Origin of the sequence: Nonomuraea sp. NPDC050202 (assembly GCF_040656115.1) — a bacterium.
In the GTDB taxonomy this organism is placed as follows: domain Bacteria; phylum Actinomycetota; class Actinomycetes; order Streptosporangiales; family Streptosporangiaceae; genus Nonomuraea.
Genome location: NZ_JBFALF010000045.1, coordinates 22,990 through 35,769, shown reverse-complemented (window position 1 = coordinate 35,769; position 12,780 = coordinate 22,990). Strand labels below are relative to the sequence as shown.

The following is a 12,780-nucleotide window of genomic DNA, read 5'->3' as shown; positions in this document are numbered from 1 at the left end:
ATGCATCTCACCAGGCAGCGAGCTGCCGCAGCGTGAGCCTCAGCGGGCGGAGCGCTGCCACAGCGCGTTCCAGCCGCCGTGCCCCAGCCAGGCGACCGGGACGTGGAGCCCCTCACCGGCGACGCGCGCCCAGAACGTGTCCAGGTCCGCGCCGAGCTCCACGGCCCCTGGAAGCGCGCGCTGCCACGGCCCGGACGGGTCATCGAGGTCCGAACGGGGAAAACCGGGCACGCTCGTCTTGCCCGGCTCGCTCACCGCCACGGTCGGCAGGCGGGGATCCGGCGGCCAGGACGTGACCGCGACGACCAGCGAGCACAGCACCGCAGTGTCGGCGCGGCGGGTCACCTGCTGGGCGAGCACGGGATCCCCGGTGCGCGCCAGGCGGCCGATGGCGGCGCGGATCCTGCGGGCGACCAGCTCCATCGAGCGAGCGGGCGCGACGGCCTCGTAGCGGGCGAGCTTCCGGAGCGAGCCGGGCAGGGGAGCGTCGAGCAGGAGAAGCGCGAGCTGCGGACGGCCTCCGGACTCGGGCGAGTCAGGGCGTTTCCCCGGCCCGGTCGCGTCAGGGCCTTCCCCGGGTTCGGCCGGGTGGGGACGTTCCCCGAACCTGGTCGGGCGGGGACGTTCCCCGGGCCCGGTCGCGTCAGGGCCTTCCCCGGGTTCGGCCGGGTAGGGGCGCTGGGCAGCGGGGAGTGCGGCGAGGGCCCGTTCGAGCGGGCGCACCCCGGTGGCCCGCCACAGAGCCGCCAGGCCCACCGACGGCAGTTCGTCCCGGCAGCGGCGCTCGACGCGGTCGGCGGGAAGGCGGCGCAACGCGGTCACGAGCTCGGTGTGCGGGAGTACGTCCCGAGCCTGGCCGGGACCGGCATGCGCGCCGGCCCCGGCGCCGCCGCCCCTGGCCATGGCGCCGGCGCGGGCAGCAGTACCGGCAGCAGCACCTGCACCTGCGTCGGCTGCGGTGGCGGGTGGCGTGGCCGGGCGGGGGGCGTACAGGGACCGCAGGGTGTGCAGGGCGTCGGAGGTGTCCTGGGCCGCCAGGGCGTCGGCCGCGAGCCGCGCCAAGGGCCCGCTGAACTCCTGGAACGTGCGGTCGGCGCGGCGTCGGCCGGTCGGCCGGGGCTCGGGGAGGTGCTCGCGGGCCGGCGGCCCGGCCGGCTCGTCAGGAACGGACGGGGGAAGGGCGGCGGCCCAGGCGAGGACCCGCCGGCGCAGGTCAGGATCGGGGTCGGCGTTGAACCGGGCACGGATCTCGCTGGCGCGCCAGCCGCGGGCGTGCCGTTCGAGCTCGATGTTGGCGACGATCCGGCCGCTCTCGTCGCGCAGCGCCACCAGGGCCGACCTGCCCTGCTCGGCGGCTTCGACGTAGGGGAGGGAGGCGATGCAGTTGCCCATGTACGTGGCCCACTGGGCGAGCATGCGCGCGTTGCGGGCGAACTCCAGGCGTGCCTGGGTGCCGGGCAGGAGGGTGCCGTCGAGCGCGAGCAGCGGTTCGGGGGTGTGGAAGGCGGTGGTGAGCCGCTGGGTGATGCCCAGGCCGGCGAGGAGCCGGTCGGTGAGGTCCGGCCAGGTGCGGCACTGCCGGGAGGGTCGTCCGCCGAACGAGACGAGCTGCGCTGCTCCCGCCAGGGCCGAGGGGATGGAGCCGAGCGAGGGGACGAGCTGCTGCTCGTCGTCCGGGACGGGGGTGTGGTCGACGTAGGGGTAGCCGGGGCCGTATTCCACATCGGCCTGGTCGTGGCCGTTGAGCTGGGCGAGCGCGTCGGCGAGCTCGGCGTACCAGAGCAGGTCGCCCACCGTCTCCTCCTCGGCCGGTGCTGCGTCTGGGCGGCTCTCCAGGCGTTCCATGAGCGGGGGGCGGCCGCCGGCGACCGGCGGCTGGGCCCAGAGGGCGGGGTCGCGGTGGCTGAGATGGCCGACGCTGTCGCGCCAGTCGCGCAGGTTCCCCAGCGACCAGCCGCCGAGCTGGTCCTGGTACTCGAGGAGGCGGTCGGTGACGACGTCCATGACGATCTCGGCGTACTCGGCCGCTCTGGCCAGGCGCTGCCGGACGTACGGCTCGGAGGGGTTGCCGAGCTGGGCGGCCAGGTCCCTGACGTAGCAGCCGGGGCGGGCGGGGAGCCCGGCGAGGCCGGGGACGCGGCGGGCGGCGTCGCGGGCCTCCTCGGGGCCGATGGCACGGGCGGCGGCGGTGAGCAGGGCGGTGGAGCGGTTCATGCCCTGGACGACGCCATGGTCGCCCACGTTGACGGCGGTACGCAGCAAGGCTGTGGCGGCCAGGGCGTCGTCCAGGATGCGGCGCATGAACACGGTCACCTGCCAGGCTTGGGGCTGCCAGCGGGCGGCTTCGGCGATCGACGGGTCGTGGCCGAGCTCGCGGCGGATCTGCTTGACCAGCTGCGCGTCGTCGTAGGCCCGGTAGCGGGTGGTGAGCTCTTCGAGCCTGCTCTGCCTGCCCTGGGTGGCGCGCCGCCGCTGCCTGAGCCGGAGCTGTTCCTGGTGGGCCGAGACCTGCTGCCACAGGTCGAGGAGGAGGTCGAGGCGCCGCTTGCGGGGGTAGGGGGCGAGGACCTGTTCGAGGTGGGCCGCCATGGTGGAGGCGGCGGCCCGCGGGGTCGGGTCGAGCGCGGGGGCTTCCACGGTCAGGAGGTGGACGAGCTGTTCGGCGCCCAGCACGCCGCTGGCGGCGGAGGCGAGCTGGAGCGCGGTCCAGCGGCCTTCGGCGATGGCCCGGCTCGCGGCGGCGGCCAGCGGTCTGGTGGCCTCCGTGCCGAACAGCGCGACCAGGACGCCCGCCCGATCGCCCAGGCGGTGCAGGCCGTCCAGGCCGAGGAGCCGCAGGGCGGCCAGTACGGCGTCGCGCCGGTCGCCGCGTGCGCCGTGGAGGCGGGCGGAGAGGAAGCCGGGGGAGAGCGCGATGCCGGCCCCGGCCGCCGTCACACCGTCGTCGCCGCTCTGGAGGAGCCGGACCAGGGCCGTCACGGCGGGGCCGGGGTCGGCGCCCGCGGGGCCGACGGCGACGGGCGCCCCGCCGCCACCTCCATCGCCATCGCCACCGTCACCGGCAGCGGGCCCGGGAAGGTGCTCGTCCGTCACCGGCCGCCCGACGGCGTCCCGTACCTGCTGATCCCGTCCCGTCACCACGCCGAAGGCCATCCGCACCACACGCACATGATTCGGGCAACAGCAGGTGCCAGGCAACCGGTATTCGCCGCCACCGGGGGCGCTGGACCTGCTGACGTCCGCGGATCGGATCCGTGCCGTCTACCGTTGCGGAGCCGGGGGCGGTTCGGTGGCGGCGCGGCGAGCGCCGAGCACCTCGTGCAGCTCGGCCGAGCAGCGGGCCAGGTCGGCGGCGTAGGCGTGCTGGCCGAGCGTGCGCGGGCGGGGCACGTCCACGTTCACGACGGTGAGGATGCGGCCGGGGCGCGGGGTGAGGACGACGACCCGGTCGGCCAGCAGCACGGCCTCCTCGATCGAGTGGGTGACGAGGACGACCGTGGCGGCGTGCTCCATGTGGATGTGCTGCAGCTCGATCGACAGCTCCTCGCGGGTGAGCGCGTCGAGGGCGGAGAACGGTTCGTCCATGAGCAGCACGCGGGGCCGCTGGATGAGCGCCCGGCACAGCGCGACCCGCTGCTGCATGCCGCCGGACAGCTCGTGCGGCAGCCGCCGGTGGAAGGCTTCCAGCCCGACCATCTCCAGCAGGCGGTGCGCGTGCGTGCGGTGCTCCTGGCGCGGCCAGCCGAAGATCTCGACGGGCAGCAGCACGTTGTCGAGCACGCTGCGCCAGGGCAGCAGGGCGGGCCGCTGGAACATGATGGCGACGTCGCGGCGCGGTCTCACGACGGGCTCGCCGCCGACGCGTACCTCTCCCGAGGTGGCCGTGAGCAGGCCGGCGATGAGGCGCAGGAGGGTGGACTTGCCGCAGCCGGAGCGGCCCACGACGGCGGTGAACTCGCCGTCTGCCACGTCGAGGTCGAGCTCGCGCAGCGCTTCCACGGCGCCTCGGCGTCCGCCGAACACCTGGGAAACGCCGCGTAGCCGGATCACCTGGCGACCTCCTGATCCCGATGGTATGCCGAGTTGCAACCTCGCGGGTCCGGGCATATTGACCGCTGCCCAGGGTCCGTCATGATCTGGGGCATGAGGCGACTGCCGCGCGTCATCACGATCACCGTTCTGGTTGCGACGTTCTCCCTCCCCGCCGCCTGTGGCTCGGGGGAGCAGGAGCCGTCGCAGGCCCGGCCGGCGGCCGATCGGGTCACCTGGGTGACCGGGTTCGGCGCGTTCGGCCGCGAGGCCTATGTCTATGTCGCGCAGGAGAAGGGCTTCTTCGAACAGGCCGGGATCGAGGTGACCGTGCAGCCCGGTCAGGGCAGCGGTGAGAACCTGGCCGCGGTGCTCGGCGGCCGGGCGCAGTTCGCCGCCGTCGACTTCACGGCCACGCTGATGGCCGCCGCCGGGGGCAAGGCGGAGGGCGCGGTCGCGGTGGCGGCGCTGCACCAGCGCACGCTGGCCGCGCTCATGGCGCTGGACGGCAGCGGGATCAGCCGGCCGAAGGACCTGGAGGGCAAGACCGTCGGCGACACCGCGTCGTCGGTGATCAGCATGATGTTCCCCAGCTACGCCCGGCTGGCCGGGGTGGACGCGTCGAAGGTGAAGTGGGTCAGCCTGCAGCCCGCCCAGCTCGCCGCGAACCTGGCCTCCGGGCAGGTGGACGCGATCGGCCAGTACGTGGTCGGCCAGCCCACCGTGCGCAACGCCGCCAAGGGCAAGGAGATCAAGGTCCTGCCGTTCGGGGACGTCATCACCGACCTGTACGGCTCGGCCGTGACCACCTCCGCAACGGTCGCGTCCGGCCGGCCGGACCTGGTCAGGCGGTTCACCGGCGCGCTGCTCAAGGGCCTGGCGTACGCGGTGGAGCACCCGCAGGAGGCGGCGCGGATCCTGGTCGGCAAGCAGCCCGCGCAGAACGCCGAGGTGGCCGCCGCCGAGCTGGCCCTGATGGCTTCCTACGTGCGCCCGGCTGACGGCACGCCGATGGGGGCGATGACCAGGGAGCGCGTGGAGCGCGCGATCACCGTGCTGCGCACGGCCGGCGCGTTCGACGAGGAGCTGACGCCGGAGTCGGTGGTCTCGTTCGACCTGCTGCCCAAGGGCTGAGCCGGGTGGAGCGCGGCCGGGACGCGGTGACCGCTGCGGGCTGGTCCACGCTGGGCGTGGTCGTCGCGGTCGGCGCGTGGGCGCTGGTGGCGTCGGCGTTCGCGATCCCGGAGATCGTCCTGCCGTCGCCCGCCGGCGTGGTGGCGGCGTTCCTGCGGATTCCCGGTTACCTGCTGGAGCAGGCCGGCATCACGCTGGGCGAGACGGTGCTCGGGTTCGTGCTGTCGGTGGTGTGCGGGCTGGTGATCGGGATGGCGATCGCGGCGTTCCGGGTGGCGGAGCTGATGTTCTATCCGCTGCTGGTGGCCTTCAACGCGGTCCCGAAGGTGGCGCTGGCGCCGCTGCTGGTGGTGTGGATGGGGTTCGGGCAGCAGCCGAAGGTGGTGATGGCGCTGCTGGTGTGCTTCTTCCCGGTCGTGCTGTCGGTGGCGGGCGGGCTGGCCTCGACGCCGCCGGAGCTGGTGGAGCTGGCCAGGTCGCTGGACACGCCGCGGTGGCAGACGTTCGTGAAGATCCGGTTCCCCGGCGCGTTGCCGCAGGTCTTCGTGGGGCTGAAGGTGGCGATGCCGCTGGCCTCGGTGGGTGCGGTGATCGGGGAGTTCAGCGCGGGGGACGCGGGGCTGGGGTTCGTGATCGTGCAGGCGGGCGGGAGCTCGGACACGGCGCTGGCGTTCGCCGCCATCGGGTTGCTCGGCATCATGAGCGTCGCGTTGTTCTACGCGCTGGTGCTGGTGGAGCGGCTGCTGCTGCCCTGGGTCCGGGAGACCGCGGCCGTCCGCTGAGCCAGGCAAAAAGCCGTTCACCACGACAAACGCCGATAAGTTATATCTAATCCCCTATTGACATGACTAATCGTCACGACGAGTATTTTGTCATGTCAGAACGCGACCTCTTGCTTCATGTGCGGATCCGCAGGGCGCTGGAGGCGCGTATCCGAACCGGCCAGTGGGGGCCGGGAACCCGGATCCCCACCGAGGTCGAGCTCTGCCAGGAGTTCGAGGTCTCGCGCATCACCGTGCAGCGGGCCCTGCGTGACCTCGCCGACGCCGGGCTCATCGTCCGCTTCCGCAGGCGCGGCAGCTTCGTGGCTCAGGCCGTCGGGCAGCACAACCTGCTGCGTTTCACCGGCCTGCTGATCCAGGGGCCGGAGACGCACGGCGACCACCGCGTGGTCTCGGCCGAGGTGCTGCCCGCGCGGGCGGCGCGCCTGCGGCTGCCGGGCGTGCCCGACGAGGAGGCGGTCGTCCAGATGGAGCGCCACAAGCTCGGCGCGGACGGCAAGGTGAGCAACACCGAGCTGCACGTGCTGCCCTTCCGGCTCGCCCCCGACCTGCTCGACCAGGACTTAGCGCCCCTGACGAGCCACGCCTACCTGCGCGACCGCGGGGTCGAGCTGGTACGCGCCAGGCTCTACGTGGAGCCGTACGCGCTCGGCGTGCACGAGGCGGAGCTGTTCGGGCTGCCCGTGGGCACGCCCGTCTTCCGCTGGACCCGCGAGACGTGGACCCGCCGCGGTGAGATCGCCGAGCTCCTGGAGGAGATCGTCCCGCCCGGGAACGAGCGCTTCTACGTGGAGACCGACCTGAGCGGCTCCCCCGACCACACCTGATCCAACCCCACCCCGATCGGACCACCCACCCGTCGCGCCCGTCGGCGCCACGGTCCCCAGCCATGCCCGAAAGGAGCGGAACATGACCTCTGTCGCCGTCGTCGGCACCGGCGCCGTCGGCTCGATGGCCCTGTGGCGGCTGGCCGAGCGCGGCATCCCGGCCGTCGGCTTCGACGCCTACGCGCCCGGCCACGACCGCGGCGCCGCCGGTGGCGAGTCGCGGATCTTCCGCACCGCGTACAAGGAGGGTCCTCAATACGTGCCGCTGCTGCGCGAGGCCCGCGACCTGTGGGCCGAGCTGGAGCGCGGCGCGGGCCGCCGCCTGCTGACCCGGGTCGGCGGCATCACGGTCGGCCCGCGCGAGCACCCCGCGGTGGCGGCCGTGCTGGCCGCCGCCCGCGCCCACGACCTGCCCGTGCGGGTGCTGACCGGAAGGGAGGCGGCCGAGCGGGCGCCCGAGCACCCGCTGCGCGACGGCGAGGTCATGGTGGCCGACCCCGACGCCGGCTACCTGCGGCCCGAGCCCGCCGTCGTCGCCGCCGCGGCCGCCGCCGAACGCGCCGGTGCCCGCGTCCTGCGCTACACCCCCGTCCAGCAGGTTCGCCAGGACACCACCGGCGTGACCGTCGTGACGCAGGACGGCGGCGAGCATCGCTTCACCCACGCCGTCCTGGCCCCGGGCCCCTGGGCGAGCCGGCTGCTGCCGGACCTGCCCATCGCCGCCAGGGCCATCACCTCCACCTGGTTCCCGCGCCGCGACGAGACCCTGTTCGACCCGGGGCGCTGCCCGATCGCCATCCGCGTCGGCGACCCCGCCTACTCCTGCTTCCCCTCGCTGGACGGCGCAGGCGTCAAGGTCAACCTGCACGTCCCGTGGCGGGACATCGACTCGCCCGGCGCGCTGGAACGCTCCGCCCCGCCCGCGTACGTCAGGCAGGTCGCCGGTGCCGTCGCCGCCACCCTGCCAGGCCTGCGGCCCGACCCGATCCGCGTGGCCACCTTCGCCGACGCCTTCACCCCCGACGGCCACGGCCTGCTCGGCACGCGCGGCCGCACCGTGATCGCCGCCGCGTTCAGCGGGCACGGCTTCAAGCTGGCCCCCGTCTTCGGCGACATCGTCGCCGACCTGGTCGAGACCGGCACCACCACGCGCCACATCGACCACCTCACCCCGAATCGCCCCCTTCGGAGGTCGCCATGAACCCCAGACCGCTCTGGCTCGCCATCGCAGCCCTGGCCCTCGCCTCCTGCGGCGCCCCCACCCCGTCGGCCGCGCCGGACACGCTGGTCATCGCCGGGTACGGCGGCTCGTACGAGGAAGCGTTCAAGCAGTCGGTCATCCCCGCCTTCGAGCGGACCTGCTCCTGCAAGGTCACCTACATCGCCGGCAGCTCCACCGACACCGTCGCCAAGCTCAAGGCCCAGCAGGCCGCCCCGCAGATCGACGTCGCCCTCATCGACGACGGCGTGCAGAACCAGGCCGTCGAGGCCGGCCTGCTCGCCCCGCTCGACCCCAAGACCGTCACGAACCTGGCCGACGTCATCGACCTGGCCCGCCTGCCCGGCGACGTCGGCGTCGGCTTCTCGCTCAACGCCACCGGCATCGCCTACAACACCGACTACTACGCCGAGCACGGCCTGCCCGCCCCCACCCGGCTCGCCGACCTGGCCGACGCCGAGCTCAAGGGCAAGCTCGTGATGCCGTCCATCACGCAGACGTACGGGCTGGGCGCGCTGCTCATCGCGGCCAAGGTCGGCGGCGGCTCCGAGCACCGCATCGACCCCGGCTTCGCGGGCGTCAAGCAGATCGCCGCGAACGCCGTCACGTTCGACACCACCGCGGACGTGTCCAACTACTTCCTGCAAGGGCAGGCCGTGGCCAGCGTCTGGGGCAACTCCCGGGTGCAGATGCTCGCCAAGAAGGGCTTCCCGATCAAGTTCGTCTACCCGGAAGAGGGCGCGCTGCCGCTGATCGCCACCGTCAACGTGGTGAACAAGGCGCCGCACCCCGGCCTGGCCCAGCAGTTCGTCAACGCGCTGCTGGAGCCGTCGGCCCAGCAGGCCATGGCCGAGTCCAACTACAACGGCCCGACCGTCAAGGGCGTCCAGCTCGCCCCCGACCTGGCGGCCAAGGTCGTCGGCCAGGACCGGGCCGCCGAGCTGCGCAAACTCGACTGGGCAGCGATCAACAAGAGCCGTTCCGCCTGGACGGACCGCTGGAACAAGGAGATCGAGACCTCATGACAAGGCTGCTCGCCGCGGCGCTGGCCCTCATCGGGCTGACGGCCTGCGCCCCGCCCAGCCCCACCGCGTCGGCCGGCAAGCTCGTGGTGGCCGGGTACGGCGGCTCGTACCAGCAGGCCTTCGAGCAGGCCGTGCTGCCCGACTTCGAGCGGACGTGCGGCTGCCAGGTCACCTACATCGCCGGCAGCTCCACCGACACCGTCGCCAAGCTCAAGGCGCAGAAGGACGCGCCGCAGATCGACGTCGCGCTCATCGACGACGGGCCGCAGGCGCAGGCCGCCGCGGCCGGGCTGCTGGCCGGGCTCGACCCCGCCGCTGTCACCCGGCTGGCCAAGGTGGAGAAGGTCGCCCGGCTGCCCGGGGACGTCGGCGTCGGGTTCGCGATGACCGCGACCGGGCTGGCGTACAACAGCAAGTGGTACGCCGACAACGGGCTGCCCGCCCCCAAGAAGCTGTCCGACCTGGCCGACCCCAAGCTCAAGGGCAAGGTGGTGCTGCCGTCGATCAGCAACACCTACGGCGTGGGCGCGCTCATGCTGGCCGCCCGCGAGGGCGACGGAACGGTCGAGTCGGGCTTCGCGGGCATCAAGAAGGTCGCCGCCAACGCCTTCACCTTCGACACCACGGCCGACGTGTCCAACTACTTCCTGCAGGGGCAGGCGGTCGCCTCGGTGTGGGGCGGGTCGCGGGTGGAGACGCTGGCCGACAAGAACTTCCCGATCAAGTTCGCCTACCCGGAGGAGGGCGCCATCCCGCTGCTCGCCACCGCGAACGTCGTCAAGAACGCGCCGCACCCCGACCTGGCGCAGAAGTTCGTCAACGCCCTGCTGGAGCCGGCCATCCAGCAGAAACTCGCCGCCGAGGGGTACGACGGGCCGACCGTCACCGACGCCACCCTCGACGCCGCGCTCGCCACGCGGGTCGTCGGGCCCGACCGGGCGGCCGGCATGACGCCGCTGGACTGGAAGGACGTCAACGGCAACCGCGCCGCCTGGACCGACCGCTGGACCAAGGAGGTCGAACAGTGACCAGCACGACACAGGCCCCCGCCGGGACGGCGGTGCGGCGCGGGCGGCTGCGCCTGAACGGCGTGCGCAAGGTGCTGGGCGGCAAGGAGGTCGTCTCCGCCGTGGACCTGGAGACCGAGCCCGGCGAGTTCCTCACCCTGCTCGGCCCGTCCGGCTGCGGCAAGACGACCACCCTGAACATGATCGCCGGGCACCTGACCGCCGACGGCGGGCTCATCGAGGTGGACGGCCGCGACATCACCGCCGTCCCCCCGCACCGCCGCTCCATGGGCATGGTCTTCCAGTCCTACGCCCTGTTCCCGCACCTGACGATCGCCGACAACGTGGCCTTCGGGCTGCGCATGCGCAAGGTCGGCGCCGCCGAGCGCAGACGCCGGGTCGCCGACATGCTGGAGCTGGTCGGCCTCGACGGCATGGCCGAGCGGCACCCCCGCCAGCTCTCCGGCGGCCAGCAGCAGCGCGCCGCCCTGGCCAGGGCGCTGGTCGTCCAGCCCGACCTGCTGCTGCTCGACGAGCCGTTCTCCAACCTGGACGCCCAGCTCCGGGTACGGCTGCGCGACGAGGTCGCCGCGCTGCAGCGCCGCATCGGCACCACCGCCATCCTCGTCACCCACGACCAGGAGGAGGCGCTGGCCGTCTCCGACCGGATCGCGGTCATGGCCGACGGCGTCATCCACCAGCTCGACCGGCCCCAGGAGATCTACCTGCGGCCCGCCACCGACTTCGTGGCCCAGTTCATCGGCGAGGTCAACGCCCTCGACGGCACCGCGCTCGACGGCGGCGCCTGCGAGGTCGCCGGTCAGAGCGTGACGGCTACCCCGGTCGGCGAGCCGCCCGCCAAGGGCGCCGCCGTGCGCGTGTACGTGCGGCCCGAGGTCGTCCGCGTGAGCCACGAGGCCGGCCACGGCGGGGAAGGGCTGCGCGGCACCGTCCGCGAGACCCGCTTCCTCGGCTCGCGCATCCGCTGCGTGGTCACCACCCCGGCCGGCGAGGTGACGGCGGCGCTGCCGTACGACTCCCGGGTACCGCGGGAAGGGGAGGAGGTGACCTGCTCATGGCGGCCGTCGGACGCCTCGCTGGCGGCGCGCGGCTGAGCCGCCCGCGCTGGCGCACGGGCCTGCTGCTCGCGCTGCCCGCCATCCTCATCTTCGCGCTGCTGTTCGTGGCGCCGCTGTTCACGCTGGTCGCCAACAGCTTCAGGACGCAGACCGGCGCGTTCACACTCGGCAACTACGCGCGTTTCCTGGGCGATCCCTTCTACCGGGACGTGTTGTGGAACACGCTCAAGGTCGCCGCCCTCACCACCGCCGGCTGCCTGCTCGTCGGCTACCCGTTCGCGCTCTACCTGCGCGGCCGCTCCGCGCGGGTGCGCAACTGGCTGGCGCTGCTCCTGCTGTCGCCGCTGCTCATCAGCATGGTCATCCGCGCGTACGGCTGGCTGGTCGTGCTCGGCCCCAACGGGCCCGTCGCCGCCGTCATCCAGTGGCTCGGGCTCACGCCGCCGCAGCTGCTCTACAACGACACGGCCGTGCTGATCGGCATGGTGCACGTCATGCTCGCGTACATGGTGCTGCCGCTGATGGGCAGCCTGGACCGGATCGACCCGACCCTCGTGCCGGCCGCCAAGGGCCTCGGCGCGCCCGGCTGGACCTGCTTCTGGCGGATCACGCTGCCGCTGTCCGCGCCCGGCATGCTGGCAGGGGCGATGATCGTGTTCAGCCTGACCGCCTCCAGCTTCGTCACGCCGGCCATCCTGGGCGGGCCGAAGGTGAAGCTCATGCCGTACTTCGTCTACACGCAGGCCACCACCACGCTCGACTGGCCGTACGCGGCCGCGATCGGGTTCGTGCTGGTGATCGTCACGACCGGGCTGCTGCTCGGCTACTCGCGGCTGCTGCGGCGGGGCAACGGGGAGGCGGTGTTCGGATGAGCCGGCTGACCCGGGTGCTCGGCGCGGCGTTCGCGACGCTGGTCGGGCTGTTCCTCATCGCGCCCGTCGCCGTCACCGTCGCCTCCTCGCTGACCGCCACCTCGTACGTGACGTTCCCGCCGCAGGGCATCACGCTGCGCTGGTACGCCGAGGTGTTCGCCAAACCGGAGTTCCTGTCGTCGTTCGCGCTCAGCGCCGGAGTGGCGCTGGCCGCGGCGGCCGTCTCCGCCGTGGTGGGGCTGGCCGGCGGGCTGGCCATCCACCGCTACCGTTTCCCCGGCCGGGCCGCGCTGGAGGCGGTGCTGTCCAGCGCGTTCGCGGTGCCCACGATCGTGCTCGGCATCGGGCTGCTGCAGTGGTTCGCGCAGATGGGGCTGGCCTCCAGCCCGTTCACGCTGCTGCTGGCCCACCTCGTGCTGACCGTCCCGTACGCGGTGCGGCTCGTCCTGGCCGGGCTGGCGGGCCTGGACCGGTCGGCGGAGAAGGCCGCCGCCGGGCTGGGCGCCCCGCCGTTCCTGGTGTTCTGGCACGTCACGCTGCCGGCCGTGCGCGGGGCGCTGATCGGGGGCGCGTTCTTCGCCTTCATCACCTCCTTCGACGACCTGACGGTGGCGCTGTTCGTGGTCACCACCGACCTGCAGACGCTGCCCGTACGGATCTTCAACTACATGCAGTACGACTACGACCCGACCGTCACCGCCATCGGCACCCTCATGGTGCTGTTCGCCGTGGTCGCCGTGGTCGTCATCGAACGTTTCGTCGGCGTCGCCAAGCTGTTCGGCGCCGACACCCAGGAAAGGAGCTAG

Annotated in this window: 11 protein-coding genes; 9 read left to right on the top strand and 2 right to left on the bottom strand. The window is 73.2% G+C overall.

Annotated features, from left to right (window positions below):
• Nucleotides 1-39: 39 nt before the first annotated feature.
• Both AB0I79_RS54685 and AB0I79_RS54680 read right to left on the bottom strand, forming a co-directional pair.
• Entirely contained in the window at nt 40-3,162 is a 3,123-nt protein-coding gene (locus AB0I79_RS54685; RefSeq protein ID WP_357892418.1) for a hypothetical protein, read from the bottom strand.
• Nucleotides 3,163-3,261: 99 nt separating this feature from the next.
• A complete protein-coding gene (locus tag AB0I79_RS54680) occupies nt 3,262-4,050 on the bottom strand; it encodes an ABC transporter ATP-binding protein (protein ID WP_357892415.1) in 789 nt (262 codons plus the stop codon).
• Nucleotides 4,051-4,143: 93 nt separating this feature from the next.
• Between AB0I79_RS54680 and AB0I79_RS54675 the strand changes: the two genes are divergently transcribed.
• From AB0I79_RS54675 to AB0I79_RS54635, 9 genes are all read left to right on the top strand, one after another.
• The gene (locus AB0I79_RS54675) at nt 4,144-5,163 is read left to right on the top strand and encodes an ABC transporter substrate-binding protein (RefSeq protein ID WP_357892412.1); all 1,020 of its coding nucleotides are present in this window, start codon (nt 4,144-4,146) and stop codon (nt 5,161-5,163) included.
• A gap of 5 nt (nt 5,164-5,168) precedes the next feature.
• On the top strand, nt 5,169-5,945 hold the full coding sequence (locus tag AB0I79_RS54670) for an ABC transporter permease (RefSeq protein ID WP_357892409.1): 777 nt from the start codon (nt 5,169-5,171) through the stop codon (nt 5,943-5,945).
• 92 nt (nt 5,946-6,037) lie between these two features.
• Complete coding sequence (locus AB0I79_RS54665; protein WP_357892406.1) at nt 6,038-6,772, top strand: GntR family transcriptional regulator; 735 nt, start codon at nt 6,038-6,040, stop codon at nt 6,770-6,772.
• A gap of 82 nt (nt 6,773-6,854) precedes the next feature.
• Entirely contained in the window at nt 6,855-7,973 is a 1,119-nt protein-coding gene (gene solA, locus AB0I79_RS54660) for an N-methyl-L-tryptophan oxidase (protein ID WP_357892403.1), read from the top strand.
• Complete coding sequence (locus tag AB0I79_RS54655) at nt 7,970-9,016, top strand: ABC transporter substrate-binding protein (protein WP_357892400.1); 1,047 nt, start codon at nt 7,970-7,972, stop codon at nt 9,014-9,016. Before solA ends, AB0I79_RS54655 begins: the two co-directional genes overlap by 4 nt.
• Entirely contained in the window at nt 9,013-10,044 is a 1,032-nt protein-coding gene (locus AB0I79_RS54650; RefSeq protein ID WP_357892397.1) for an ABC transporter substrate-binding protein, read from the top strand. Before AB0I79_RS54655 ends, AB0I79_RS54650 begins: the two co-directional genes overlap by 4 nt.
• Nucleotides 10,041-11,138: an ABC transporter ATP-binding protein gene (locus tag AB0I79_RS54645; RefSeq protein WP_357892394.1), complete on the top strand. Its 1,098-nt coding sequence runs from the start codon at nt 10,041-10,043 to the stop codon at nt 11,136-11,138. The genes AB0I79_RS54650 and AB0I79_RS54645 overlap by 4 nt, the downstream gene beginning before the upstream one ends.
• A complete protein-coding gene (locus AB0I79_RS54640) occupies nt 11,099-11,974 on the top strand; it encodes an ABC transporter permease (protein ID WP_357892391.1) in 876 nt (291 codons plus the stop codon). Before AB0I79_RS54645 ends, AB0I79_RS54640 begins: the two co-directional genes overlap by 40 nt.
• Nucleotides 11,971-12,780 carry an ABC transporter permease gene (locus AB0I79_RS54635; protein WP_357892388.1) on the top strand — a complete coding sequence of 270 codons (810 nt, stop codon included), beginning with the start codon at nt 11,971-11,973 and terminating at the stop codon, nt 12,778-12,780. The genes AB0I79_RS54640 and AB0I79_RS54635 overlap by 4 nt, the downstream gene beginning before the upstream one ends.